Below are 26,466 nucleotides of genomic sequence, written 5' to 3'. Positions count from 1 at the left end.
CCCGCACCACCCGAGGAGGCACCCGCATGGCCAAGCAGCGCGTGGCCGTCGACGTCGGAGGCACGTTCACCGACGTGTGCGTTTTCGACGAGGACGCGAAGAGCATCCGGGTCACCAAGGTCCCGTCCACCCCGGACGACCCGATGCGCGCGGTGCTGGACGGCATCGAGCGCGGCGGCGTCGACCTCGCCGACGTGTCGCTGTTCTCGCACGGCACGACGGTCGCCACCAACGCACTGATCACGCGGAACTTCCAGCCGGCCGCGATGGTCACGACCACCGGGTTCCGCGACGTCATCGAGATCCGCGACGGCACCAAGGACGACCTCTGGGACGCCTACAACGACGTGTCCCCGCCTTACGTCCGCCGCCGGGACCGCTTCGAGGTCGCCGAACGAATCGACTACGCGGGCAACGTGGTGACCCCGCTCGACGAAGCCGGGGCCCGCCGCGTCGCGGCGCTGCTGCGCAAGCGCGCGGTCCGGACCGTGGCGATCTGCTTCGTCAACTCCTACGTCAACCCCGCCCACGAGATCCGGATGCGGGAGATCCTCGAGGAGGAGCTGCCCGGGGTGACGATCTGCGCCAGCGCGGAGATCCTCCCGGAGATCTTCGAGCACGACCGGTTCAACACCACCGTCGCCAACGCCGTGCTCGCGCCGCTGGTCAGCGGCTACGTCAACCGGTTGGCCGAGGAGCTGGCGGCGGGCGGGTACCGCGGCGACCTCCTGCTGCTGCACTCCGGTGGTGGGTCGATGACACCGCGCATGGTGGAGCGCTATCCCGTGCGGCTGGCCGCCTCCGGCATCGCCGCGGGTGCCATCGCCGCCCGGCACGTCGCCGCCCAGTGCGGCTACGCCAACGCGATCGGCCTCGACATGGGCGGCACGAGCACCGACATCGCGATGGTCCACGGCGGTGAGCTGCGGGTGACCAAGGAGTGGTCGGTCGAGTACGGCTACCCGATCATCTTCCCGTCGATCGAGGTGCTGACCATCGGCGCGGGCGGCGGTTCCATCGCGCACATCGACGAGGCCGGTTCCTTGCGCAACGGGCCGCAGTCGGCAGGGGCTTCACCAGGCCCGGCCTGCTACGGGGCGGGCGGCACCGCCCCGACCAACTCGGACGCGAATCTGGTGCTCAACCGGCTCGGCACCGCCCTGGCCGGTGGGGCCAAGGTCCTGTCGCCGGAACTGGCCGAAGGCGCGCTCCTCGACCACGTCGCCGGGCCGCTCGGGCTTCCGCTGGAGGAGGCCGCGAGCGCCGTCCTGCAGGTCGCCAACGCCAACATGGCCGACGCGGTCCGCCTGATCTCCATCCGGCGCGGCTACGACCCCCGCGACTTCGCGCTGATCGCCTTCGGCGGCGCCGGTGCGCTGCACGGCGCGGAGGTGGCGCGCGAGCTCAACATCCCGACCGTCGTGGTGCCGCCGAACCCGGGCGTGACCTCCGCGCTCGGGTGCCTGCTGGTCGACATCCGCCACGACCTGTCCGCGATGTTCAGCGCGGTCGGGGACGAAGCCGACGCCGAGGAGTTCGAGAACGCGTTCGCCGGGCTGGAGGCCGAAGCGTCGGCGCGGCTGCGCCACGAGGGCGTCAGCGCTGAAGACGGCGTCCTGCAGCGGACGGTCTCGATGCGCTACCTGGGCCAGTGGCGGTCGCTGACCGTCAAGTGCGGCAGCGGGCCGAACGCGCTGCGCGAGGCGATCGAGCTGTTCCACGAGCAGCACGAGCGGGAGTACTCGTTCCGCCGGGACGACACCCCGGTGCAGATCTACCAGCTGGGCCTGACCGCCATCGGCGTCACGCCGAAACCGGTCGTCGCCCCGCACGAGGTCACGCCCGGTGCGGCACCCGCGGCGCGACAGACCCGCAAGGTCTACTTCGACGGCCCCGGCTGGGTCGACACCCCCGTGCACGACCGGTTCGAACTGCCCGCCGGAACCCGGTTGACCGGCCCGGCCGTCATCGAGCAGCTGGACTCCACCACCGTCGTGCCGCCGGACGCGCGCGCCGAGATCGACGAGTGGCTGAACATCCGCATCCACCTGACGGAGGCCTGAACCATGACGACCAACGAGCAGGTGACCCCCGCGGGCCTGGACCCGGTGACCTTCGAAGTGCTGAAGAACGCCTTCGTCACCGCGGTCGACCTGATGAGCGAGCAGATCATGCGGACCTGCTACTCCTTCGTCATCTACGCGCGGGACTTCTCCTCCGCGCTGTGCGACGCGGCGGGCAACACCGTGATGCAGGGCAGCGCGGACATCGCCGTGCACGTCGGCACGCTGCACTTCCAGTGCAAGGCGGTGCTGGAGGAGTTCGGCGAGGACATCAACCCCGGTGACGTCTTCGCGGTGAACGACCCGTACCGCGGCGGTACGCACTTCAACGACGTCAGCTTCATCCGGCCCATCTTCGTCGGCTCCGAGATCATCGGCTTCGCCCAGAACAAGGGGCACTGGGCCGACGTCGGCGGCAACGTCCCCGGTTCCTTCGACGTCAACGCCAAGGAGCACTTCAGCGAGGGCCTGCGCATCACTCCGGTCCGGTTGTGGCACCGCGGCAAGCAGCTGCGCGACGTGGCGCAGCTGCTGGTCTCCAACACCCGGTCGCCCTACAGCTGCATGGGCGATCTCAACGCGCAGGCCGAAGCCACGGCGGTGTGCGAGCGCGAGCTCCTCCGGCTCGTCGGCCGCTACGGCAAGGACACCGTGGTGGCGGCGATGGAGGGGGCGCAGGACTACGTCGAGCGCATCGTCCGGCACAAGCTGGCCGAACTGCCGCGCGGGGAGTGGGAAACGGTCGACTACCTCGACGCCGACCCCAGCAAGCCGGAGGGGCTGGTGCCGATCTCGGTCAAGATGCGCATCGACGACGCCGGCATCCACTACGACCTCTCCGGCAGCGCACCGGCGGTGTCGACGTTCCTCAACTCCGGGTACGGCACCACCCACTCCGCGCTGTACGCGGGGACGAAGACGTTCTTCCCCGACGTGCCGCTCAACTCGGGGCTGTACCGGGTGGTGCACGCCGAGCTCGGTCCGGAGGGGACGGTGGTCAACGCCGCCTGGCCGACCGCGGTCACCGGGTTCTGCTCGGGGCCCTACGAGAAGTTGATGAACGCGCTGTTCGAGATCTGGTCGCAGGTCATGCCCGAACGCGCCATGGCGTGCGCGTTCAACCTGGAGTACCTGCTGGTCGGCGGCCGGGACGGTCGGACCGAGGACCGGCCCTACTTCATGTGGTACGACTGGATGGCCGGTGGCTGGGGCGGCCGGGCGACCAAGGACGGATCCGGGGCGACCGCACCGGTGTTCGGGCCCGGGCTCGCCGTCCAGCCGGTCGAAGGTCAGGAACGGCTCTCCCCGGTGCTGACCAGCCAGCACGCCATCGTGACGGACTCCGGAGGTCCGGGGCGGCATCGCGGCGGCTGCGGTCTGGAGAAGGGCGGCGTGCTCACCGACTGCGAGAGCACGGTCATGTCGTACTGCTGCGATCGCGCCAGGTCGATCACCTGGGGAATCTCCGGCGGGCTGCCCTCGTTGCCGCACGGCGTCTGGCTGAACAAGGGCACCGAGGACGAGCGGTTCCTGGGCGCCACCTTCTCCAACGTCGCGATCGAGCCCGGCAACTCCTTCACCCGGCCCTCAGCGGGCGGCGGTGGTTACGGGGATCCGCTGACCAGGGACCCGGATCTCGTCGTCGAGGACGTCATCGACGGCTACGTGTCGGTCGAACGCGCGGCCGCGGACTACGGCGTCGTGGTGCTCCCGATAGACCCGGAGCTGGACCAGTACGAAGTGGACACCGCCGCCACCGCGGAGCTGCGGACCTCCATCGCCGCGCAGCGGCGGGACTGGTTGGCCGAGGACCCGCACGCGGTGGCCCGGCGGTACCGCGCGGGCGAGCTGGACATGCTCGACGTGATCCGGAGGTACGGGGTCATCGTCGACTGGGGCACCGGCGAGCTGCACGAGAACACGACGCGCCAGTACCGGGAGCTGCTCCAGAAGCGAGCAGCGGCGCACTGGAGCTGAAAAAGCGCGTGCGCAACGGCCGTCGAATGCCGTTGCGCACGCGCGGTCTTCTCGTCAGGCGGCGACCAGGATGCCCGCGATGGTGGCGCTGAGCAGGTTCGCCAGGGTGCCGGCCAGGATCGCGCGGACGCCGTCGCGGGCGATCCAGCTGCGCTTGGACGGGACCATGCCGCCCAGGCCGCCGAGCAGGATGCCCAGCGAGCCGAGGTTGGCGAAACCGGTGAGCGCGAAGGTGATGATGGTGGCGCTCTTCTCGCTGAACTGGTGGATCTGCGGGCCGAAGTCGGCGAACGCGACGAACTCGTTGAGCACGATCTTCTCGCCGACGAAGCCGCCCGCGGCCACCGCTTCGTTCCACGGAACGCCGATCACCCACATCAGCGGGGAGAACACGTAGCCCAGGATCTGCTGCATGGTCAGGTCTGCCAGGCCGAACAGGCTGCCGACGCCGCCGATGAGCAGGTTGACCAGCGCGATCAGCGAGACGAACGCGAACAGCATCGCGCCGACGTTCAGCGCCAGCTTCAGACCGTCGGAGGCACCGCTGGCCGCGGCGTCGATGACGTTGCGCGGCTTGTCCTCGACGGCTTCCTCGACCTCGGTGCGGGTCGCCACCGCCTGGGTCTCAGCGCCATCGGCTTCAGCGGGCGCAGCGTCCTTCGAGTCCTCAGTGGCCTTCGCGGCCGAGCCGCCGGTGACTTCGGCGGTCGCCTGCTTCTCGGTCTCCGGGACGATGATCTTGGACATCAGCAGACCGGCCGGTGCCGCCATGAAGCTGGCCGCGATCAGGTGGTCCAGGCTGGCACCGAGCATCGCGTAACCGACCATCACGGTGCCGGCCACGGTGGCGAGGCCGCCGCCCATCACGGCGAAGAACTCCGAGCGGGTCATCTTCGGCAGGTAGGGGCGGACCATCAGCGGCGCCTCGGTCATACCGAGGAAGATGTTCGCGGTCGCGTTCAGCGACTCCGGGCGCGAGGTGCCCAGCACCTTGCTCAGCCCGCCACCGAGGATGCGGACCACCCACTGCAGGATGTTCCAGTGGTAGAGCACCGCGGTCAGCGCCGAGATGAAGATGATGATCGGCAGCACCTGGAAGGCCACCACGGTGCCCTCGGTGGGCAGGATCGGCCCGACCATGAACTCGATGCCCTCCTTGGAGGAGTCGAGCACCTTCTGCACCGCGTTGCTCACCGCGGACAGCGCCTGCTTGCCCAGGTCCCAGCGCAGCACGACCACCGCGAACAAGATCTGGATCGCCAGCGCACCCACCACGGTGCGGGGATTGATCGCGCGCCGGTTCGTCGACAGCGCGAACGCCAGCAGCAGCACCACGAGCATGCCGCCGAGACCCCACAAGACCTGCACCTGCATCAGCCTTCTTTCCGGTGAACGCCGCGAATGCGACGTGGACGTGGAAACCCGGGCGATGCTCGCATGCAGGTCAGAGGTTCTGCACAGGGGACCGGCATTTGTGATGGGCATCTCGCGGCGCCCGGGTGCGGCGTCTGGTGGAACCGCACCCGGCGCGACGGATCGGTTACATCGGGTTGTGCAGCGGGACGGTGGCCTGCTTCAGCCAGGTCCCGGTGGTGAAGTCGCGGGCCTTGATCACCACGGTGCGCGCGTCGACCTCGATCTGCAGGCCCTGGTTGAACGCCCCGCCGAGGGAGACCTCGCCGCCCTTGCCGTCGTCCTCCCAGCCGACCTGGATGGCCCCGGTGTTGATCACGTTGAAGCCCTCCAGGTTGCCGGTTTCCCGCACCACGCGGCGGACGACCCAGTCGGACAGGTCCAGGTTCCAGTGCGTGTGCCCGGAGAACAGGAACACGTCGGGGTAGCGGCCGAGCAGCTGCAGCAGCTGGTCGGCCTGCAGGTAGTCGTTGCGGTACAGCTTGTTGTGCGTGCCGGAGACGGTGTTCGGCAGCGGGTGGTGGGTCAGCACCATGACCGGCTTGCGCCAGCGGGCCCAGAACTCGAGGCGGTCGGCGAGCCAGTTGAACTGCTGGTCGCTGATCCACACCTCGTCCCAGAGGCTCTGGTCGTGGTAGTGCGAGTAGCGCTCGGTTCCCAAGCACAGCACCGGGATCCCGCCGAACGAGGTCTCGGAGTAGACGGTGTTGCGCGCGGCGAAGCGGTAGAAGCTGCGGAACAGCGAGTCCTCGGTGGTGCCGTTGGGCCAGGTCTCCTGCGCCAGGGTGTTCGGGTCGCGCCACTTCGGCACGTAGAACTCGTGGTTGCCGATCGCCCACGCCACGTTCTGCGGGTGCGGGTGCTGGTCCAAAGTGGACTGGACGGCGGCGTACTCGAAGTCGTAACCGCGCGGCGTGATGTCCCCGGCGATGCCGAGCCCGGCGCTGTTCGGGTTGATGGTGGCCAGGTCGTCCAGCGCGCGGCCGAAGTCGGCGAGGTCGCCCTGGATGTCGCTGATCACGTTGAACCGGACCTTGTCAGCGGAGGTCGGTGGAGGCGCGGCCTGCGCCGAGGTGCTCAGCGCGGCGGTGGCGGCGAGCGAACCACCCGCTCCGACCAGGAATGATCGACGGTCCATCTGGGGTTGACTCCTCGTCTTGCTAGTGCTGGGGCTGGTCGGAAGGTAGGCCGCCGCGGCGCCCGATCGGTGGACTCTCCGCGTCCGCTCGGTGGATTCCTGCCGAACATCCGAATGGCACCGGTGAATCCGGTAAAAACACGTGCTCCGGCGACTTCCCGTCAAACCAGCCGCCGCCCGGGCGGGGGTGGATACCTTCCGCTGCGGCTTGGCCAGGACGAAGGGAAGTGGCATGCCGAAACGACCAGTACTGGCGACCGCCACCGCGTTAGCCGCGGTGTCGGCCCTCGCGCTGCCGGCCACCGCGGCGAGCGCACCGGCCGCACCGCTGACCGGGGTCGCGGCGGTGCAGGACCACCTGCAGGAGCTGCAGAAGATCGCGGAGGCCAACGGCGGGAACCGGGCGGCGGGCCAACCCGGCTACAAGGCTTCGCTGGACTACATCAAGGCGCAGCTGGACGGGGCCGGTTTCACCACCTCGGTCCAGGAGTTCGACTCCATGGGCGGCACCACCTACAACCTGCTGGCCGAAACGCCCGGTGGCGACGCCAACAACGTGGTCGTGTTCGGTGCGCACCTGGACAGCGTCAGCCGCGGCGCGGGGATCAACGACAACGGCACCGGGTCGGCGGCGATCCTGCAGGCCGCGCTGGACTACGCGGGCAGCGGCGCGACCCCGAAGAACAAGCTGCGCTTCGCCTTCTGGGGCGCCGAGGAGGAGGGCCTGGTCGGCTCCACGCACTACGTGGAGTCGCTGCCGCAGGCCGAGCGGGACCAGATCGCCGCGTACCTGAACTTCGACATGGTCGGTTCGCCCAACGCCGGTTACTTCACCTACGACGGCGACGACTCCGACGGCGAGGGTGCCGGGCCGGGACCGGAAGGTTCGGCGCAGATCGAGAAGCTGCTCAACGACTCGCTGGCCGCGGCCGGGGTGGAGACCGAGGGCACCGACTTCGACGGCCGCTCCGACTACGGCCCGTTCATCGAGGTGGGCATCCCGGCGGGTGGCACCTTCACCGGCGCCGAGGAGACCAAGAGCGAAGAGCAGGCCCAGAAGTGGGGCGGCCAGGCGGGCGAGGCGTTCGACCCGTGCTACCACCAGGCCTGCGACACCATCGACAACGTCGACACCCAGGCCCTGGACCGCAACCTCCAGGCCATCAACGCCGCGGTGACCACCTACGCGGAGCAGTTCCCCCAGCCGTAACGCGCAAACGGCTGGTGTGAACGAGGGCGGGCGGCTTTCGAACCCCGGAAGCCGCCCGTCCTCTTTCGCGTTTCTCAAATCGGCCCGGAATGCTGTCGCGGGACGGGCAGGCGCATTACGCTTCGAACGCGCAGCCGGTCTCGGAATCCGCCTGAAATGGGAGAGAAGCGTTTTGTGGGTAATTTTGGGCGGTTTGGTCTTCGTCCTGGCCGGTGGATGGGCGGCTTACCAGGGCTGGCGGCTGAACCGGACGGGTGAGCGCGTGCCCGGGACCGTGGTGGACCTGCACTGGCGGCACAGCACGGGTTCCCATCGCAATAGGAGGATCTGCTACCCGGTGGTGGAGTTCCGGACCGCCGAGGGGCGGCTCGTCCGGGCGAAGACGAGGGTCGGCGGTAGCTCCAGCCCCGAGAAGGGAGCCCAGGTTCAGGTGCTCTACGACCCGGCCAAACCGGAAGAGGTCGTGATCGACACCGCGTCGGGCCGGGCGAACTGGCTACCCCTCGTTGCCGTCGTGGTCGGGTTGGGGCTCATCGTCTGGGTGATCATGCACCCCGGGAAGTTCTGAGCTCGATCCGGACTTGCACGGGAATCCGTGGACGGACAGGGGTGATCTTGCGGGCCCCGGTGAGCAGCGAGGTGCTGTCTCGCCGGGCAGATCACCTGCGATCACCGCGACGGCGACCCTTGGTGACCGGAGCTCGGCGCCTCCGGTGCAGCGTCCGGAAAAATCGTTCGCCACGGACATCTCGGGCGCGATAGCTTCCGCGGCATGAGCTCGTCAGCCGCCATGGGGCACGTCGACCTGCAGAAGGTGAACTACGTCTTGCCCGATGGCCGGGTGCTGCTGGACGACGTGTCGTTCCGCGTGGGAGACGGGGCGAAGACCGCTCTGGTCGGGCCGAACGGCTCGGGCAAGACGACGTTGCTGCGGCTGGTCTCGGGCGATCTGACGCCGACCGAGGGCAGCATCGCCCGATCCGGTGGTCTCGGCGTGATGCGCCAGTTCATCGGGCACGCCCGCGATGATTCGACGGTGCACGACCTGCTGGTCTCGCTGTCCGCGCCGCGGATCCGCGCTGCGGCGGAGAAGCTGGAGCGGACCGAGAACCGGCTCATCGAGCAGGACGACGATGCTGCTCAGATCGCCTATGCCGAGGCGATCGCGGAGTACACCGACGCGGGTGGTTACGACGCGGAGGTGCTCTGGGACGTCTGCTGCACGGCCGCAATCGGGATCCCGTACGACCGGGCCCGGTTCCGCGAACTGCGGAAGCTCTCCGGTGGTCAGCAGAAGCGGCTCGCGCTGGAAGCGCTGCTGCGCGGCCCGGACCAGGTGCTGCTGCTCGACGAGCCGGACAACTACCTCGACGTGCCGGGCAAGCAGTGGCTCGAGGAGCAGATCCGGGAAACCCCGAAGAGCGTGCTGTTCGTGACCCACGACCGGGAACTGCTCAACCGCACCGCGAACCGGATCGTGACGGTCGAGCTGGGTGCGGTGGGCAACCGGACTTGGGTGCACGGCGGCGGTTTCGCCACCTACGACCAGGCCCGCGAGGACCGGAACTCCAGGTTGGACGAGCTCCGCCGCCGCTGGGACGAGGACCGGGCGAAGCTGGTCCGGCTGGTCCAGATGCTCAAGCAGAAGGCGTCGTACAACGACTCCATGGCCGCCCGCTATCAGGCGGCGCAGACCCGGCTGCGCAAGTTCGACGAAGCCGGCCCGCCGGAGGCGGTGCCGCGCAAGCAGAACGTGAAGGTGAAGCTGGCGGGCGGGCGCACCGGCAAACGCGCGGTGGTCTGCGAGGACTTGGCGCTGGACGGGCTGACCAAGTCGTTCACCACCGAGATCCGCTACGGCGAGAGAATCGCAGTGCTGGGCGCCAACGGATCCGGCAAGTCGCACTTCCTGCGGCTGCTGGCCCGGGGCGGCAGCGATGATGTGCCCGTACCGGACCAGGAAGCGCTGACACCGGTGGCGCACACCGGTCTCGCGCGCCTGGGCGCGCGCGTGGTGCCGGGCATGTTCGCGCAGACCCACGAGCACCCGGAGTTCACCGGCCGAACGTTGCTGGAACTGCTGATGGGCGGGGGAGAGCGGCGTGCGGGCATGACCCGCGAGGAAGCCAGCCGCCTGCTCGCCCGCTACGACATCGTGCAGGGAGCGCAGCGCCCGTTCGACACGCTCTCCGGTGGTCAGCAGGCCAGGTTCCAGATCCTGCTGCTGGAGCTGGAAGGCGCGAACCTCCTGCTCCTGGACGAACCCACGGACAACCTCGACCTGGTCTCGGCGGACGCGTTGCAGGCGGGCCTGGACGAGTTCGACGGAACGGTGATCGCGGTGACCCACGACCGCTGGTTCGCCCGCTCCTTCGACCGCTTCCTGGTCTTCCACGCCGAAGGCCAGGTCCGCGAGTCGCCGGAACCGGTCTGGCAGGAGGGGCCCCGGTAGCCGGGCGGGGTCGGGGGCAGTGCCCGGCTACCGGGAGGACCGGCGCGTGTCGGGGAGGGATCGACGCGCCGGCCCGGTCAAGGGGTGTTCGGCGGAGGCCACACCACAGCTTCAGCGGACACCGAGCTCTCGCCGGACCACTCGCGAAGCCGATGTCGTCCCGCGTACTCGGCAGCCCGCTCGGCCTCGACATCGCCGATCAACCGCCACACGTCGTAAGAACCCTCGCCAGCATCCCCGTGCTGCCGATGCGACGACGGTAAGAGCAACATCCCCCAGATGACGAGGTTGATCGCAACGAGAGTGCCGAGCTGAAGCCAGAACACGGGAAACCTCCATCCGTCCGAAGTAGACTCTCAACGACGCGCCCGCTTGACGCATTCCTGTTCGCGCAGCTGGCCAGGCCCACGCCGAGTGCTGCGAGGCCGAGCAGGGGCAGTGGCCCGCGTCGAGGCGATCTGCTCGCAGATCCAGCAGTGCGGCCGAGTGGTGGTGGGATGCCCAACGGCGGCCCACATGACAACGGCCCCGCAAGCCCCGTCCCCACCCGGCCGAGCAACGAAGTGCGTCTCCAGACCCCGCAACCCAGGCGAAGGCAACCACCGCGGCCAAACCTCAACACCGAACATGCGCACCTCCGTGGTTTCGACTGATGTCTCTGGTTGCGTAGACACCATGCTGGTTGGTTGCCGGGGTGCACCACTAGTGATCTAATTGGGTGATCTGTTTGCGCAGGTCAACCGATAGGATGTGGTGCATGCCCGCAACCGCAGGTACGCCGCGTGCCAGGGCATTGTCGGCGGCTCTTCGCGAAGCCCGGCTGGCGAACGGCATGGGCTCACGTGAGCTGGCAAGACATCTGGAGCTGTCCCACACCCAGATCTCGCACTGGGAGAACGGCCACCGCGTACCCAACGTCGAAACCGTCGCGATGATCCTCACCGCGCTGCGAATCTCGCCGCGCGAACGCGAGAGAATCTTGGATCTGGCGCGGAACGTGGCAGAGCCGAACTGGCTCACAGTCGGGATGAACGGCATTCCCCAACAGCTGGCGGGCGTGGTCGAGTGCGAGCGGTCAGCGTCCTCCATCGTCGAGTGGTCGCCGATCGTGATCCCAGGTCTGCTCCAAACCTCGGACTACACCAGGGCGATCAAGGTGGCTGCGGGGTTGAAGCAGACTGATGTCGAGCTGCGCGTCATGCTCAACGTGAGCCGTCGCGAGGTGCTCACTCGCAGGGATCCGGTGAACTTCCACGCGTTGATCGGCGAGGCAGGGCTCTACGAGCCGATCGGTCCTGATGGTGTGGTCCTCGACCAACTTCGGCACTTGGCTCAGATGGCGGCGCGTCCGAACGTGGTGGTGCAGCTGATGCCGCAGCGGATCGGCTGGCATCCAGGGTGGTCGGGCCCGTTCGTCTTCTACGAGTTCCCGGACACGTCTCCTGTCGTGCACTTCGAGCACCACAGCTCGGGTGCGTTCATCCCGACGGAGCACGACGTCGCTGAGTACAGGAAAGCCGTCGACTGGCTCCGGGACATCGCGATGGACGAAGCAGAGTCGCTGGCCCTCATCGAGAAGGCCGTCTTGCAGTGGGAGGAAAGATGAACGGAACCACCTGGCGAAAGTCCAGCTACTCCAACGCCAATGGCAACTGCGTGGAGTTATCCGACCCGCGCGGCTTGATCCGGGACTCGAAGGACCCGGAGGGGCCGGTGCTTTCCGTTGACATCACGGGGTTTTTGCGGGCTGTGAAGACTGGGCGGTTCGAGCGGTGAGTGCGTGGGTCGTGAGTGTGAAACCGTGTTGGAGCACTGTTTCACACTCACGACTCCGTTCGGGTGGTGAGTGAAGGGCACCTTTGACGACTTACTCGGTCGAAGGTGCCCTTCACTCGGTTCAGATCAGCGTCAGCTCTGCTTGGGAGCGTTGAGGAACGTCTCCAGGGAGTCGTCCATGGCTTCCCACCACGGGGTGTGGTGGGTTGGGGCTTCGGTTCCCGTGCAGGGGGAGGGGAAGCCTCGGTCGCGGTAGCCGGTGATGGATTCCTGCTTGTCGTGCTCCCAGTCGCGGAAGAGCTTGCGGGTCAGGTCGAGGTCGAACTTCGGGTAGTCCACCTCGGCCAGGAGTTCCGCCACGTGGTCGGCCTGGAAGTCGATCATTCCCGCGTCGTCGGTGAGCGTCGACTCGCGCTGGACCCACGCCTCGATGTCGGCCGCCATCTCCTCGCGGGACGGCAGGGACACCCGGCCGAGCACGTAGTCGCGGGCGTACCAGGCCTCGGCGTCGAACAGGGTCATCGTGTAGAACTGGTCCTGCATGCCCAGGTACATCAACTTCGGGTTGTCCAGCCAGAACACGCCCTTGTACAGGTTCGCCGGGTAGAGCACGTTCTTGGTGCGCAGGCGCAGTTCGTCCGCCAGGAACGGGAAGTGGTGCTTGTACCCGGTGCACAGCACGATCGCGTCGATCTGGCGGGTGGTGCCGTCCTTGAAGCGGGCGACGTCGCCGTCCATCCCGACCAGCTGCGGGACCTCTTCGACGCCTTCCGGCCACTTGAAGTCCATCGGCGCGGTGCGGTAGGTGATCGTCACCGACTTCGCGCCGTACTTCTTGCTCTGCAGCGCCAGGTCCTCCGCCGAGTAGCTGCTGCCCATGACCAGCACGTTCTGGCCGGCGAACTCGCGGGCGTCGCGGAAGTCGTGGGAGTGCAGGATCCGGCCGGGAAACGACTCGAAACCGGGGTAGTGCGGCACGTTCGGCACCGAGAAGTGGCCGGTGGCGACGATGACGTGGTCGAACACCTCCTGCCGCGTCTCGTTGCTGCTGAGGTCCTCGACCGTCACCGTGAACCGGTCGGTGGTCGCGTCGTGCGACACGAAGCGCACCGCGGTGCTGAACTGGATGAACCGGCGGACGTCGTTCTTCTTCGCCCGGCCCAGGATGTAGTCGGCGAGGACCTCGCGCGGCGGGAACGACGGGATCGCCTTGCCGAAGTGCTCCTCGAAGGTGTAGTCGGCGAACTCCAGGCACTCCTTCGGCCCGTTCGACCACAGGAAGCGGTACATGCTGCCGTGCGCGGGCTCGCCGAACTCGTCGAGCCCGGTGCGCCACGAGTAGTTCCAGAGACCACCCCAGTCGCTCTGCTTCTCGAAGCACACGACCTCGGGCACGTCAGCGCCCTTCTTGCGCGCCTCTTCGAAGGCGTGGAGCTGGGACAGGCCGCTGGGGCCGGCGCCGATCACCGCGATGCGGGACGTCATCGGTTGCATCTCCAATGCGAAGTAGTTCGATCAGATCGGGGTTCGAGGGGACCGCTCAGACGACCGACCGGTTGTTCTTCTTGGCGTCCCGGTGGTCCTTGGCCACCGCCACGCACATCACGATCAGCACGATCGCGGTCAACGCCGGCCACACCAGGATGTAGGCGGCCAGAATCAAGTTCTCCACGGCACGTACTCCGTTCTTCGTCTCAGACCGGTGCTCAGCGGGCGGCTTCGGCCGGCTCGGGCCGGTCCTTCAGCTGGAACTCGGTGACGCGCTCGTTGATGAGCGCGAAGTCGAACCGGTCCTTGTTGGCCATGCTGATGGCGACGCACACGACGGTGCTGACGCCGTAGGACACCAGCGAGCCGAGCAGCGTCGGGTAGTCCCGCAGGAAGCCCATGATCAGCGGGAACAGCACCACGCCCGCGATGCCGCCGACGGTGAAGCCGACCTGCTTGCCGAACAGGCCGAAGGCCATGAAGCCGAACACCACCGCGCCGCCGATGACCGCGGCGAACTCCATGACGAGCGCGACGATCCCGGTGAGCGGCAGCAGTTCGAAGCGCGCCACGAGGAAGAACCCCAGCGCGACGACCACGGAGACGGTGAACGCGAGGTTGGTGATGCGGTCCCAGTAGAAGCTGGCGATCACCGGGAACACCAGGGCGCCCCACAGCGCGCCGACGAACACCAGCAGGTCGAGGATGTTGAAGTTCGACACCGCGAACATCACGCCGAGCGCGGTGGCCGCGATCATCGTGATCCGTCCGATGTGGAGCATCGTGCGCGGGTTGACCTTGCCGCGCGCCAGGTTCTTGCCGTAGATGTCGGTCATCACCAGCGAGGACAGCGCCGCGAGGTCGGAGTCCGCGGTGGACGACAGCGAACCGATCACCATGATGAACAGCAGACCCACCATCACCGGGGACAGGTACTCGGAGGCCATCTGCGGGATGATGTTGTTCATGTCGCCGTTCATCGGCTGCAGTCCGACCATCACGGCCAGCAGACCCAGCATGCCCAGGCCGATCACCGTGCCGGCGTAACCGAGGGTCGCGGTGATGAAGGTGCTCTTGATCCGGTCCTGGCGCACCGCGAACAGCCGCTGCGCGATGGTCTGGTTGCCGATCGCGTAGGCCAGCACCGCGGCCAGGTACGGGCCGCCCTGCTCCAGGAACGCCTCACCGGAGAAGAAGTTCGCCTGTTCGTCGGTCAACCCGGCCATGCCCTGGTCCAGGGCGCTGATGCCGCCGGTCGCGAAGAACACCATCGGGACGATGAGCGCGGCGGCCAGCATCATCGCGACGAGCTGCGCGAAGTCGGTCATCACCGAAGCCCGGAAGCCGGACCACAGGGTGTAGGCGAGTACGCCGATCGCGGCGATCAGCACGCCGTGCAGGAAGCTGAACGGCGTCAGGATCTCCATCAGCGCGCCGGCGGCGGTGAAGTTCGCGGTCAGGCTGATGACGCTGCCGACGATGTTGGACACGGCCAGGATCAGCTGGCTGGAACGGCCGTGGCGCGCGTGCATCACCTCGGCCAGGGTGTGGGCCTTGGGCGCCACCTTGCGGAAGTGCCGACCGAACGGGTAGATGCACAGGATCATCAGCGCACCCCACAGCCCGTAGTGGATCGGCCCCGACACACCGTAGGTGTAGCCCGAGCTGGCCGCCGCGTAGAGCGAGGCGGCCCACACCCAGGTCGCGGTCATGCTCGCGGCGGAGATGCCGAAGCCCACCGCGCCGTTGGAGACCATGAACCCGTCGACGTTCTCCTTCTTCTCCCGAATGGTGAGAGTCATGAGGAACGTGAGCCCGTAGAACGCGAGCAATAACAGAGCGGTCGATACCGCACTGAGTTGAAACACTACTCCTCCGAATTCGTTCTCAGTTCTCGCGCAATTCTCCAGCCGGGTGGGCGAAAATGCGCGATTCCCAATAGTGCCTATACGAAATTTCGGGAGATATGAACCCGGAAGTAACTTTTGCCACAACTCGTGCGCTGCACGTTTCCGCATTGTGAAAGTAAAGGTAACGTTTACGTCGCGTTTCTTCGTTGCGCTAGACAACTGGTTGCTCGTCAGGTCTGATAGATCGCCCCGGTCGTTGCGCCGAGAGGGAGTCGATTTCCCGGATTCGGCAATCACGTCAATGAGGTGATCTCAACAAGATCGGCTTGATGTAAGCGGTTCTGCCTGTGCCTGTGGGGATGGCTGGCTTTAGCGGTTTGATCTACCAGCTCGCCGCGCTCCCGACGGCCGCCCGCCCGGCCAGCACCCAGGTCAGGCCCTCCGGGTGCTCGAGAAGTACCGCGTCCAGCTCTGGGCCCAGTAGCTCGGCACCGCGCAGACGGTCAGCGATGCCCGCATCCGCAAGATGCTGAGTCGGTAGCCGGCCCTACTCAGCGTCCTGTGCCTCGATCAGATCGAGGTCGCGGACGCAGAAGCTGTGGTGCTCGAAGGTCTCGTTGAGCACCGTGCCGAGGCACTGCCGCACCAAGCGGCCCCGGGCGTACGGCGGCCAGACATCGTCGTCGGGCACCGGTGCTCGCGCTGCGAGCTGCACAGCGGTGACCTCGTCGAGCCAGGCCTCGAGCTCGGCGGCCTGTGCATCACGCACGCTCACGATCTCGTCGAGGCCCGGATCGAGCGAGAGGTCAAGCCCGTGCGCTCCACGGTAGGGCTCGACGGTCGTCCCGATGCTCATCGGCGTGAACAGCTCCGTCGAGCCCAGGCAGCAGCGGCGGAACCACGAGTCGTGGACGAAGACCAGATGGCGCATCGTCTGCACCGCCGACCACTCGTCGTTCACGCTGCGGCGCTCGATGCCGGGCGTACGGCGGATTCGCTCGATCGTGGCGGCCCAGTCGGCATGGAGCTGACGCGATGCCTCGCGCAGATCGACAGGGTCCTCGGAGCGGATCAGCACCCGCACCGGATGACGTCGGTCGAGCTCTGCCTCGACGTACTCGGTGACCTCGACACCATTCACCACGAGGTTGGTGATGAGCCCGTCGATCACGGCATCCTGCATGACGACGCCGATCAGGCGTGCCCCGGTCAGATCGCACTCGCGGAACTCCGCACCGTGCAGATCCTCGTCGGCATACCGCGTCATGCTCCGCATACTAGGTCCGAGCACCGACAAACCAGCCTCGCCGGCTTGATTTGGCCTCTTCCAGGTCCTGACCGAGCGCGAAGAACGCAACAGCGTCGCGATCGGCCAGATCAAGCCGTCAAGCCGGGGCCAAATGAGATCGTCATAGCCAGGATGGCCGCGGGTGGGCCTGAAGGTGGGCGTGGAGTCCCTGGTAGAAGTCACCTGAAGTAGGTGAGATCACGTCAATGCGGTCGGCGTGATTTCGGCGCTCGGTCGCGCGCCTGCTTTCACACGTGATTGCGGCGTGCTCCTGCTGGTCGGAGCCGTCCCCGGCTCGCCGCGGTCGTGTTGCCGGTGAGCGCCGAGCACGTCTGGGAACAGGTGCACCCGGTTGGCGGCTGGCGGCAAGGGCTTTCACGTGCCGCAGCGGTCATTACTGGCGGGTACTCGCCAATTTCTCCGGTTTTCGGCCGGATGCTCCTTGAATGGTGACGCTTTTTCGATCTCTCCGATCGGAGGAAGAATGCGTCACTTACGGCACGTCCTCGGTGCCGCGGCGGTGGTGGCGACGGCGAGCACCGCGCTGGCCGCACCGGCGTTCGCGACATCCGCCGCCGAGAACTACGCAGCACTGGGCGACTCCTACGCCTCCGGGGTCGGCACCCGCGAGTACTTCGAAGACAGCGGGGACTGCCTGCGCAGCCCCAAGGCCTACGCGCAGCTGTGGGCCGACTCGCACGACGTCGCCAACTTCGACTTCGCCGCTTGCTCGGGCGCGGTGACCGACGACGTCAACAACAACCAGCTCGACAAGCTCAGCGCCGACACCACGCTGGTCACCCTCTCCATCGGCGGCAACGACGTCGGCTTCTCCAGCGTGATCCAGGACTGCTTGCTGGGCACGGACGAGAAGTGCGACTCGGCGGTCGCCGGGGGCGAGGACAAGGCCCGCAACGAGCTGCCCGCCAAGCTCGACACCACCTACGCCAACATCCGCGAGGCGGCCCCCAACGCCAAGGTCGTGGTGCTCGGCTACCCGCGCCTCAACTCGCTCGGCGAGTGCGGCGTCCCGTTCTTCTCCGAGGCCAAGCGGCAGCGCATCAACGACGGTTCGGACGTGCTGGCCGGGGTGATCTCCGAGCGCGCCGAGGCGGCCGGGTTCACCTACGCCGACACCCGGGACGCGTTCGACGGCCACGGCGTCTGCGCCTCCGAGGAGTGGATCAACGGACCGAGCAACCCGCTGGTGGAGTCCTTCCACCCGAACGTCAGCGGCTACGCCAACGGCTACCTCCCGGTGCTCAACGCGATCACCGGCTGACAGACCGCGAGGGGTGGTGGTTTCCCCGACGTCCTGCCACCCCTCGCGCACCAGCTCAACCGCCGGGGTACGCGTCTAGGGCGGAGCGGATGATCGCGTTGATCCGCCGGGAGTGCGCGCCGCGCCAGTACACCCGCTCGCAATCCCGGCACCGCGCGTACTCGTCGTAGTTGCGCCGGGTCCCCGGCTCCACCTCCGCCTCGACGTCCTCTTTGGACACCCGGGCCAGCAGTCCGTTGCACGAGGTGCAGCGCGTCCACGGCGCCAGCGGGGGAGCGAACCGCTCGACGACGTCCACCAGCTGCCGTGCCGGATCGGAACCCCGGACGTAGGCACCGGCCCACAGCGCTCGGCGCTGCAGCAATCCCCGGTCTTGGGTGAGCAGCACCCGGTGCGCCTGCGCGGCCTCCGCGATCAGCTCGTCATCGTCGGCGTCGTTGCGGTAGGCGGTGTCCACGCCGACCAGCCGCAGCCGCCGGGCGAGCTTGCCCAGGTGCACGTCCAGCAGGAACCGCGGGGGAGCGGCCTGCGGGCGCTCGACCGGCCGGATCTCGACGGTCGCCGCACCGCGCGGCTGGTACCCGGGATCGCGCGGCACGCCGTCGGCCAGCAGCGCCCCGACCTCGGTCAACGGCACGCCCAACGACTCGGCGACGTGCCCGAGCGTCGCCGTGCCGTCGTAGGCCACCTCGACCACGTCGCCCCGGTTCCGCGGAGCGGCGAAGAACCGCAGCTCCGGGGCGATGCGCACGCGCAGCGTCGGTGCCATGTGCACATGGTCGGCCGGTGACCCCGCTCGCGCCATCGCCCCGGCTCCGCTACGAGCGCGCGGGCACGGCCTCGTCGAGCCCGCTCAGCGCCTGCGGCAGCGCGCCCCGGTGCAGGACGCCGAGGCGCTGGGTGGCGCGGGTCAGGGCTACGTAGAGCTCCGCCGCACCGCGCGGACCGTCGGCGAGGATCCGCTCCGGATCGACCACCAGGACCGCGTCGTACTCCAGGCCCTTCGTCTCCGACGCCGGCACCGCGCCCGGCAGGTCCGGTGGGCCGATCACGACGCTGGTGCCTTCGCGACCGGCTTCGTCCCGGGTGAACTCCTCCACCGCGGCGATCAGCTCGTCACCGCCGACCTGCCGCGACCACGGCTGGACACCGCAGGAGCGGACCGAGTCCGGTGGTGCGACCTCGGGCGCGAACTCGGCGAGGACCGAGGCCGCGACGGCCATGATCTCGGCCGGCGTGCGGTAGTTCACCGTCAACGACCGGTAGACCCAGCGGCCGGGCACGTACGGGTCCAGCATCGCGCCCCACGAGGTCGCCCCGGCCGCCGAGCGGCGCTGGGCGAGGTCCCCGACCACCGTGAACGACCGGCTCGGGCAGCGCCGCATCAGCACCCGCCAGTCCATTTCGGACAGTTCTTGGGCCTCGTCGACCACCACGTGCCGGTAGGTCCAGTCCCGGTCCGCGGCGGCGCGCTCGGCCAGGTCGCGGGTGTCGCGCTCGACGAAGCGGTCCGCCAGCTCGTCGGCGTGCAGCAGGTCCTGGGCGAGCAGGTGGTCCTCGTCGTCCATCATGTCCTGGCGCTCCACCTGGAGGATTTCCATGACACCGGCGGCGTACTCGGCCTCCCGCTCGCGCTCCCGCTCAGCTTCCCGGTCGGCCGACTTGACGCGTCCCAGCATGTCGACCAGCTCGTCCAGCAGCGGTACGTCCGACACGGTCCACGCATCGCCCTGAGCCCGCAGCAGCGCGTCGTCCGCGCCAGCCGCGCGCAGGCGCTCGGGGGATTCGTACAGCGGCGCCAGCAAGGTTTCGGGTGTGAGCACGGGCCAGAGCTCGTCGAGTGCAGTGGTGAACGCGTCGTTGCGCGCCAGCTCCTCGAGGAGGTCACCGCGCAGCTGCTCCCAAGCCTCCTTGTCGTCCCTGGTCAACCAGCCCCGGCCGATCCGCCCGATGGCCCGCTCGGTGAGCACGTAGGTCACGATCTCGGTGAACACCGCACGCGCTTCGTTGTGCGGCGCACCGCTGTCGCGGGCTTCCTGCCGGGCCCACTCGGCGGTCTCGGCGTCGATGCGGACCGTGACGTCGGACAGCTCGATGCGGATCGGCTGCTCCGGCAGCCGCTGCCGGTCGGCGATCGCCGCGGCCAGCACGTCCAGCACCTTCAGCGAACCCTTGATCCGCGCGGCCTCCGGGGTGTCCTCCGCGGTGACGCGCAGGCCGGGCACGAGGCCGCCGGTGGTCGTGAACACCACGTCGGACTCGCCCAGCGAGGGCAGGACGCGGCCGATGTGGTTCAGGAACGCGGGATTGGGACCGACCACGAGCACGCCGTGGCGTTCCATGCGCTCGCGCTGGGTGTAGAGCAGGTAGGCGACGCGGTGCAGGGCCACCACGGTCTTCCCGGTGCCCGGACCGCCCTCGATGACCAGCACGCCCGGGTGGTCGAGGCGGATGATCTCGTCCTGCTCGGCCTGGATCGTGGCCACGATGTCGCGCATGCCCTCGCCGCGCGGTGCGTTGACCGCCGCGAGCAGCGCGGCGTCGCCCTGCGCGTCGCCGTCGGGACGGCCGAGCAGCTCGTCGGTGAAGTCGACGATCCGGCGCCCGCGGGTGTGGAACTGGCGGCGCCGGCGCATGTTCTCCGGGTTCGCGCCGGTGGCGGTGTAGAACGGGCGAGCGGCCGGTGCCCGCCAGTCCAGCAGCATCGGCTCGTAGTCGTCGTCCTCGTCGAAGATGCCGATCCGGCCGATGTAGGAGCGCTCGCCGGAAGTGCTGTCCAGCCGGCCGAAGCACAGCCCGTTGTCGGCGACGTCCAGCCGCTTGGCCTCCCTGGCCAGCGCGCGCACCTCGACGTCGCGTTCCACCGCGCTCCCGCCGTGATCGCGCAACGCCGTCCGGAATTCGCCCTTCACCCGCGTTCGCTCGGCGTCGAGCCGTGCGTAGAGCTCGGCCACGTAGTCCTGCTCGGACCGCAGCTCGTCCTCGTATCCGTGATTTGACACTTGCCCCTCGCAGCGGCTATTCTGGTACCAGATTCGGCGGAGTCCCCATTGGATAGTGGTGGACACGCCGATTTTTCATTTTCCCCCTCGTGTCAAATCCGCTGGCGGAACACGAAGATGAGCGGTGCCCAGCCGGACTGGGCACCGCTCGCTGCGTTTTCGGGCGATTACCGGCTGAGTTCGAACTCGTCGGTGGCCAGGCGGCTGTTCTTGATGCTGTAGGTGAAGTACAGCGTGAGCGCCAGGCCCAGCCAGATCGCGAACATCAGGTACGTCGTCCACGGCAGCTGCGAGATCAGGTAGACGCAGGCCAGGATGCTCAGCGCCGGGACCACCGGGTAGCCCGGGACGCGGAAACCGCGCTGCAGGTCCGGGCGGGTGCGGCGCAGGATCACCACGCCGACGGAGACGACCGTGAAGGCCACCAGCGTGCCCATGCTGGTCAGGTTCGCCAGCGTGTTCAGCGGCACCACCGCCGCCAGCACGCCGACGAAGCCCGAGACGATCAGCGTGTTGCGGATCGGGGTGCGGCGGCGCGGGTGGACCGTGTGGAAGACCTTCGGCACCATGCCGTCGCGACCCATCGAGAACAGGATCCGGGTCTGGCCGTAGATCGTGGTCAGGGTGACGCCGAAGATCGACACGACACCGCCGGCGGCGAGCACGATGGCCGGCCAGCCCGAGCCGGTGAGGTTGCCCAGGATCGCCGCCAGGCCCGCGTCCTGGCCCTCGAACTCCTGCCACGGCTGGGCGCCGACCCCGGCCAGCGCGACCAGCAGGTAGATGCTGGTGACGATCACGACGCACCAGAACAGCGCCAGCGGCAGCGTCCGCCGCGGGTTCTCGACCTCCTCGCCGGCGGTGGAGACGGTGTCCATGCCGATGTAGGAGAAGAACACCATCGACGCCGCGGCGCTGACACCGGCGGCACCGTAGGGCGCGAACGGGTTGAGGTTGTCGGAGTTGAACGCGGTGAACGCGACCGCGACGAACAGCAGCAGCACCGCGAGCTTGATGCACACCGTGATCGCGTTGATCGTGGCCGACTCCTTGGCGCCCCGCATCAGCAGCACGCAGCAGGCGGTGACCAGCACGGCGGCGGGCACGTTCAAGATCCCGCCCTCGCCGGGCGGTGCGCTGAGCTCGGCGGGCAGCTGCCAGCCGAAGACGTCGCCGAGCAGCGCGTTGAGGTACTCGCCCCAGCCGACCGCCACGGCCGAGGCGGCCACCCCGTACTCCAGCAGCAGGCAGGCACCGACGACGAACGCGATGAGCTCGCCCATCGTGGCGTAGGCGTAGGTGTAGGACGCGCCGGCGACCGGGATGGTGGAGGCCAGCTCGGCGTAGCAGAGCGCGGTCAGCGCTGCGGTGATCGCGGCCAGCACGAACGAGAGGACGACCGCCGGTCCGGCCTTGGGCACGGCTTCGTTGAGCACGATGAAGATGCCGGTGCCGACCGTGGAGCCGACACCGATCATGGTCAGCCGGGCCACGCCCAGCGACCGCTTCAGCTCGCCGCCGCCGGAGTCGGCGCCGGTCTCGGCGTTGAGCAGGCTGATCGGTTTGCGCCGCATCACCCGGCCCCAGCCGGTGGCGGGTTCAGCGGTGGGCGCGGAACCGGACATGCTTGCTCCCCTGTGGATCTCCGATGGTCGTGCGCAGCGGGAAAATGGTGAAGCACCGGCCCCGGCGGTCGGACACCGGGGCTCGTCGACGTGCTGGGCGTACCAGGCTCGAACGCTATGGACGACAGGAACGACCGTCAACGCGGACGAGCGCAGAAGATTCTTCGGCTGGCGTAAAGTTCTCACCCCGCATTTCCGGTCCGGTCGAGTGTGTCCTGCAGCACCCGCTCGGAGTGGCGCAGATCGCTCCTACGGTGCCGTGGTGGCCGCGCGGCCGTAGCGGCCTTCCAGCCGGACGACGTCCGCGCGCCACCCCGGGCCCGCCGCGGAAGCTTCCAGGAGGACGGCGTCCGACACCGCCGCGATGTCCGGTGCCGCGACCGTCCTCGTCATGCCACGTCGCCCCTCTCCTGCTGGAACGGGGAGACCACGCGCATCGGAACGTTCCACGACCTTCCATCCGCGTCGACCGCCTTGGGGCGCCTGAACTGCCCCGCGGCGCTGTCGATGCGCACCGGCTTGCCCGCGGACTGGGCCAGGTCCGCTGCGGCCAGCGAGTGCACGACGTTCAACCCGTCCTCGCCGGAGGTGCGCGGCCAGGCGTTCCCGCGGACGCAGTCGACGAAGTGCTCGTCCTGGACGAGGAGCGGTTCCCGGAACGCCACGTGCGGCGAGACGATGTCCCCGGAGCGGTAGGTCACCGGCATCGCGTAGGAGTTCTCGGCGCCGCCGGGGTTCCGGAGGTCGACCCCGGAGTCGTAGATCCGGACGCGGTCCTCGTCGAGGAGATCGTTGTAGATCGCCATCTTCCGGTCACCGACGACGGTGACGCGGCGGACCTTCTGCGGGTTCAACCAGCTCACGTGGACGAATGCCGAGATCGCGGAGTTCGCCAGATCAAGCCTGAGGTGCGCCACGTCGGCGTGCCGGCCGCTGACGTTGTGCTGGGCCCACGCCGCGACCGAGCTCGGGGTGTCGTCCAGCAGGTAGGAGATGATCGACAGGTCGTGCGGCGCCAGGTCCCAGATGACGTTGACGTCGTGCTGGTAGAGCCCGAGGTTCAACCTCGACGTGTCGATGTAGAAGATCTTCCCGAGCTCTCCGGAGCGGATGATCTCGCGCAGCTTGTGCACCGCGGCGTTGTACACGAACGTGTGGCCAGCCATGAGGTGGAGCCCGCGCTGCTCAGCGGCCTCGACCAAGCTGTGCGCATCGCGCACGGAGGTGGCCAGCGGTTTTTCGACAAGCGTGTGCTTGCCGTGGTCCAACGCCTGCATCGCGATCTCGGCGTGCGTCGTGGGCGGTGTCGCGACCACCACGGCGTCGACGAGGTCGGAGACCTGCGCCAGTTCCGACGCCGCGGTCACCGCCGGGAAATTCCGCTGGGCCTCGGCCCGCCGAGCCGGGTCGGCGTCCACCACGACGACGTTCACGTCGGGCAGAGTGCTGAGGACTCGAACGTGCTTCGAACCCCAATAGCCATATCCGACTACGGCTACCCACGTAGTATTACTCAATTCTTTAATCCCCCCCAGGTTGTGCGATGCCTTTTTAGGTAGGTCATCGCAATTTTCGTGCGGCGAACCGGGATGCCTCCAGCGGAGCTGCGGTCCAGTCGGGACGCATGCCCACGCGCGAGATGGCGGCTGAGGGCCGATGTTCGGGCCCACCTGCGGTTGCGCAGCACAGACCATAAACGACGCGGGTGAACGATGTCCTTCCGTTCGTCCGGCATCACTCGACCGGTGAAAGGTTGGATTGTTGCTGGTGATATGCCGAGGAGCGCCGATATGCTCCTAGCCACTGGGGGTTCTTTCCACTTTCATCATGCGCTCGGATCAGAGAGCGGTTCTGCGGCTTGCACGCCGGTCTGACCGAATTCCACGAGCGGTGGTGGGGATGCGGATATCACGCCCGTCCAATTTGGATCATCAGTCGGCTCGCAGAAGTCGTTTCCACGCATCGAGCACCCGTGCCGGCGCTCATCCCGTGGTGGTCGGCTTTCCGCGCCGCAGAACGAGAAGCACGAGGAGACCGATGAGCGCAGCAAACCTGTCCGTGCCGTTCTTGGACCTGAAGGCCGTCCACCACGAACTGCGCGACGAACTCGATCTGGCCTGGAAGTCGGTGGTGCAGCACGGGCATTTCCTGGGCGGCCCGGAGGTGGAACGGTTCGAAGACGAGTTCGCGGCCTATTGCGAGACGTCGAAGTGCGTGGGCGTCGGGAACGGAACGGATGCGCTGGAGCTGATCCTGCTCGCGATCGGCGTCGGGCCCGGCGATGAGGTCGTGGTCCCGGCGAACACCTTCGCCGCCACCGCCGAAGCGGTGCGCGCGGTCGGCGCTCGACCGCGGTTCGCGGACGTCCTCCCGGACACCTTGCTCCTGGACCCGGATTCCGCTGCTGCCGCGATCAATTGGCGCACCGCGGCGTTGATCGGGGTGCACCTCTTCGGCCAGCTGGCCGACGTGTCGCGACTGGAAGCCCTGGCCGCCCGCCACGGTCTGGCGTTCATCGAGGACGCAGCCCAGGCGCATGGCGCTCGGCTGGACGGTCGGCGCGCCGGAAGTGCCGGTCACGCCGCGGCTTTCAGCTTCTACCCGGGCAAGAACCTGGGAGCGCTGGGCGATGGGGGCGCTGTCGTGACGGACGACCCCGCGCTGGCCGACCGGGTCCGGCAACTGGCCAACCACGGACGGTCGGCGCGCGACCGCAACTGCCACGAGGTGTCCGGCCGCAACAGCAGGTTGGACACCCTCCAGGCGGCGGTGCTGCTGGCGAAGCTCTCGAGGCTGGACCGCGACAACGACCGGCGGCGTTCCGTGATGGCCCGCTACCGCGCTTGGCTGCCGGACTGGTGCACGCCGGTCGCGGTCGCACCTGGCGCTGCTCCGGTGCACCACCTCGCGGTGGTCCGCACCGCTGACCGCGAACGGGTCGCGGAAACGCTGACAGCCGCGCAGATCGGATGGGGCGTGCACTACCCGGTTCCGTGCCACCTGCAGCCGGCCTTCGAGGAGTTCGGGGAACGGCTTCCGGTGGCGGAACGAGCGGCCGGTGAAATCCTGTCGCTCCCGATGTCCCCCTCGCTGAGCGACGGTGAGGTGGCGCGGGTCTGCGAGGTGTTGCGAGGTGCTCGGACATGACCGAGCTGAGCTGCCCCAGCCCTGAGCTCACCGGTGACCGGTTGCCGGTGCTCACCGCGCCGGACGGGCCGGCCGCGAACGCCAGTCCGTCCACATGGGACGATCGGTTCCGGCGAGCGCTGGACGTGTCGCTGGCGAGCGCCGCTCTGGCAGTGCTGTCCGCGCCGATGTTGTTGATCGCCCTGTGCATCCGGTCGACCAGCCGCGGCCCGGCGCTGTTCCGCCAGCAGCGCGTCGGGTTGAACGGGCGGCCGTTCACCTTCTACAAGTTCCGCACCATGCGCCTCGACAGCTCCGATGCCGCGCACCGGGAGCTGATCGTCCGGGAGTTGCACGGCGAGGACACCAAGGTCAACGGGAGCTGCAAGCTCGCCGCCGACCCGCGCATCACCCGCTTCGGCGGGTGGCTGCGCCGCACCAGCCTCGACGAGCTCCCCCAGCTGATCAACGTGCTGCGGGGCGAGATGACGCTGGTCGGCCCCCGTCCGTGCCAGGAGTGGGAGGCGGCGATGTTCCCGGCGGAGTTCCAGGACCGCTTCACGGTGCTGCCGGGGCTGACCGGGCTGTGGCAGGTCCGCGGGCGAAGCGCGCTCGGCACCCTGGACATGCTCAAGCTCGACGCCGAATACGTCCGAAGCCGGACCGTGCGGCTGGATCTGCGGATCCTGGCGAGCACCCTCCCGTCGATGTTGCGCGGTGACGGCGCGCGGTGACGCGCTCGTGCGCGATCCCGCGGGTTCCTGGAAATCCCTGGC

General features: G+C 68.3%; 22 protein-coding genes. 10 read left to right on the top strand and 12 right to left on the bottom strand.

All coding sequences use genetic code 11. The annotated features are described in order from the left end of the window. The first annotated feature begins 26 nt into the window (after nucleotides 1-26). Nucleotides 27-2,063: a hydantoinase/oxoprolinase family protein gene (locus OU415_RS02110; RefSeq protein WP_270946773.1), complete on the top strand. Its 2,037-nt coding sequence runs from the start codon at nucleotides 27-29 to the stop codon at nucleotides 2,061-2,063. A 3-nt stretch (nucleotides 2,064-2,066) separates the two neighbouring features. Next, on the top strand, nucleotides 2,067-4,040 hold the full coding sequence (locus OU415_RS02105; RefSeq protein WP_270946772.1) for a hydantoinase B/oxoprolinase family protein: 1,974 nt from the start codon (nucleotides 2,067-2,069) through the stop codon (nucleotides 4,038-4,040). Between the two features lie 54 nt (nucleotides 4,041-4,094). Here the strand turns inward: OU415_RS02105 and OU415_RS02100 are convergent, their stop codons facing one another. Together OU415_RS02100 and OU415_RS02095 are read right to left on the bottom strand one after the other, a co-directional pair. Further along, nucleotides 4,095-5,414 carry a NupC/NupG family nucleoside CNT transporter gene (locus OU415_RS02100; protein WP_270946771.1) on the bottom strand — a complete coding sequence of 440 codons (1,320 nt, stop codon included), beginning with the start codon at nucleotides 5,412-5,414 and terminating at the stop codon, nucleotides 4,095-4,097. Nucleotides 5,415-5,580: 166 nt separating this feature from the next. Continuing rightward, entirely contained in the window at nucleotides 5,581-6,591 is a 1,011-nt protein-coding gene (locus tag OU415_RS02095; RefSeq protein ID WP_270946770.1) for a metallophosphoesterase family protein, read from the bottom strand. Nucleotides 6,592-6,823: 232 nt separating this feature from the next. Here OU415_RS02095 and OU415_RS02090 point away from each other — a divergent pair, with 232 nt between their 5' ends. From OU415_RS02090 to OU415_RS02080, 3 genes are all read left to right on the top strand, one after another. Beyond that, nucleotides 6,824-7,801, top strand: a complete 978-nt coding sequence (locus OU415_RS02090) for a M28 family metallopeptidase (protein WP_270946769.1) — start codon at nucleotides 6,824-6,826, stop codon at nucleotides 7,799-7,801. Between the two features lie 193 nt (nucleotides 7,802-7,994). Next, nucleotides 7,995-8,369: a DUF3592 domain-containing protein gene (locus OU415_RS02085; RefSeq protein ID WP_456300257.1), complete on the top strand. Its 375-nt coding sequence runs from the start codon at nucleotides 7,995-7,997 to the stop codon at nucleotides 8,367-8,369. 222 nt (nucleotides 8,370-8,591) lie between these two features. Beyond that, on the top strand, nucleotides 8,592-10,253 hold the full coding sequence (locus OU415_RS02080; RefSeq protein WP_270946877.1) for an ABC-F family ATP-binding cassette domain-containing protein: 1,662 nt from the start codon (nucleotides 8,592-8,594) through the stop codon (nucleotides 10,251-10,253). Between the two features lie 77 nt (nucleotides 10,254-10,330). On the opposite strand, the gene OU415_RS02075 is transcribed toward OU415_RS02080, so the two are convergent. Then, a complete protein-coding gene (locus OU415_RS02075) occupies nucleotides 10,331-10,579 on the bottom strand; it encodes a hypothetical protein (RefSeq protein ID WP_270946767.1) in 249 nt (82 codons plus the stop codon). Between the two features lie 431 nt (nucleotides 10,580-11,010). Here OU415_RS02075 and OU415_RS02070 point away from each other — a divergent pair, with 431 nt between their 5' ends. After that, nucleotides 11,011-11,859, top strand: a complete 849-nt coding sequence (locus tag OU415_RS02070; protein WP_270946766.1) for a helix-turn-helix domain-containing protein — start codon at nucleotides 11,011-11,013, stop codon at nucleotides 11,857-11,859. Continuing rightward, nucleotides 11,856-12,029, top strand: a complete 174-nt coding sequence (locus OU415_RS02065) for a DUF397 domain-containing protein (RefSeq protein WP_270946765.1) — start codon at nucleotides 11,856-11,858, stop codon at nucleotides 12,027-12,029. The genes OU415_RS02070 and OU415_RS02065 overlap by 4 nt, the downstream gene beginning before the upstream one ends. A 132-nt stretch (nucleotides 12,030-12,161) precedes the next feature. Here the strand turns inward: OU415_RS02065 and OU415_RS02060 are convergent, their stop codons facing one another. The 4 genes from OU415_RS02060 to OU415_RS02045 form a co-directional block, all read right to left on the bottom strand. Continuing rightward, complete coding sequence (locus OU415_RS02060) at nucleotides 12,162-13,514, bottom strand: NAD(P)-binding domain-containing protein (protein WP_270946764.1); 1,353 nt, start codon at nucleotides 13,512-13,514, stop codon at nucleotides 12,162-12,164. Between the two features lie 55 nt (nucleotides 13,515-13,569). After that, the gene (locus OU415_RS02055) at nucleotides 13,570-13,701 is read right to left on the bottom strand and encodes a putative transporter small subunit (protein WP_270946763.1); all 132 of its coding nucleotides are present in this window, start codon (nucleotides 13,699-13,701) and stop codon (nucleotides 13,570-13,572) included. A 34-nt stretch (nucleotides 13,702-13,735) separates the two neighbouring features. Then, the gene (locus OU415_RS02050) at nucleotides 13,736-15,319 is read right to left on the bottom strand and encodes a sodium:solute symporter family transporter (RefSeq protein WP_270946762.1); all 1,584 of its coding nucleotides are present in this window, start codon (nucleotides 15,317-15,319) and stop codon (nucleotides 13,736-13,738) included. A gap of 595 nt (nucleotides 15,320-15,914) precedes the next feature. Next, complete coding sequence (locus tag OU415_RS02045; RefSeq protein ID WP_270946761.1) at nucleotides 15,915-16,634, bottom strand: DinB family protein; 720 nt, start codon at nucleotides 16,632-16,634, stop codon at nucleotides 15,915-15,917. A gap of 505 nt (nucleotides 16,635-17,139) precedes the next feature. On the opposite strand from OU415_RS02045, the gene OU415_RS02040 reads away from it, so the two are divergent. Then, nucleotides 17,140-17,937 carry an SGNH/GDSL hydrolase family protein gene (locus OU415_RS02040; protein WP_270946760.1) on the top strand — a complete coding sequence of 266 codons (798 nt, stop codon included), beginning with the start codon at nucleotides 17,140-17,142 and terminating at the stop codon, nucleotides 17,935-17,937. A gap of 55 nt (nucleotides 17,938-17,992) precedes the next feature. Here the strand turns inward: OU415_RS02040 and OU415_RS02035 are convergent, their stop codons facing one another. The 5 genes from OU415_RS02035 to OU415_RS02015 form a co-directional block, all read right to left on the bottom strand. Continuing rightward, on the bottom strand, nucleotides 17,993-18,706 hold the full coding sequence (locus OU415_RS02035) for a Mut7-C RNAse domain-containing protein (RefSeq protein ID WP_270946759.1): 714 nt from the start codon (nucleotides 18,704-18,706) through the stop codon (nucleotides 17,993-17,995). 49 nt (nucleotides 18,707-18,755) lie between these two features. After that, nucleotides 18,756-20,939, bottom strand: coding sequence for an RNA polymerase recycling motor ATPase HelR (gene helR, locus OU415_RS02030; RefSeq protein ID WP_270946758.1), 2,184 nt, complete (start codon nucleotides 20,937-20,939; stop codon nucleotides 18,756-18,758). A gap of 167 nt (nucleotides 20,940-21,106) precedes the next feature. Continuing rightward, nucleotides 21,107-22,564 (bottom strand): amino acid permease, encoded by a 1,458-nt coding sequence (locus OU415_RS02025; RefSeq protein WP_270946757.1) that lies wholly within the window; start codon nucleotides 22,562-22,564, stop codon nucleotides 21,107-21,109. Nucleotides 22,565-22,813: 249 nt separating this feature from the next. Continuing rightward, the gene (locus OU415_RS02020) at nucleotides 22,814-22,957 is read right to left on the bottom strand and encodes a hypothetical protein (protein WP_270946756.1); all 144 of its coding nucleotides are present in this window, start codon (nucleotides 22,955-22,957) and stop codon (nucleotides 22,814-22,816) included. Continuing rightward, nucleotides 22,954-24,081, bottom strand: coding sequence for a Gfo/Idh/MocA family protein (locus OU415_RS02015; protein WP_270946755.1), 1,128 nt, complete (start codon nucleotides 24,079-24,081; stop codon nucleotides 22,954-22,956). The genes OU415_RS02020 and OU415_RS02015 overlap by 4 nt, the downstream gene beginning before the upstream one ends. A gap of 535 nt (nucleotides 24,082-24,616) precedes the next feature. Here OU415_RS02015 and OU415_RS02010 point away from each other — a divergent pair. Then, complete coding sequence (locus tag OU415_RS02010; RefSeq protein ID WP_270946876.1) at nucleotides 24,617-25,711, top strand: DegT/DnrJ/EryC1/StrS family aminotransferase; 1,095 nt, start codon at nucleotides 24,617-24,619, stop codon at nucleotides 25,709-25,711. Next, nucleotides 25,708-26,424: a sugar transferase gene (locus OU415_RS02005; RefSeq protein WP_270946754.1), complete on the top strand. Its 717-nt coding sequence runs from the start codon at nucleotides 25,708-25,710 to the stop codon at nucleotides 26,422-26,424. The genes OU415_RS02010 and OU415_RS02005 overlap by 4 nt, the downstream gene beginning before the upstream one ends. Nucleotides 26,425-26,466: the final 42 nt, after the last annotated feature.

It is taken from the genome of Saccharopolyspora oryzae (genome assembly GCF_027853915.1).
GTDB classification, from domain to species: domain Bacteria; phylum Actinomycetota; class Actinomycetes; order Mycobacteriales; family Pseudonocardiaceae; genus Saccharopolyspora; species Saccharopolyspora oryzae.
Note: the sequence above shows the minus strand (reverse complement) of the source record. Positions and strands in the feature narration are given on the sequence as shown.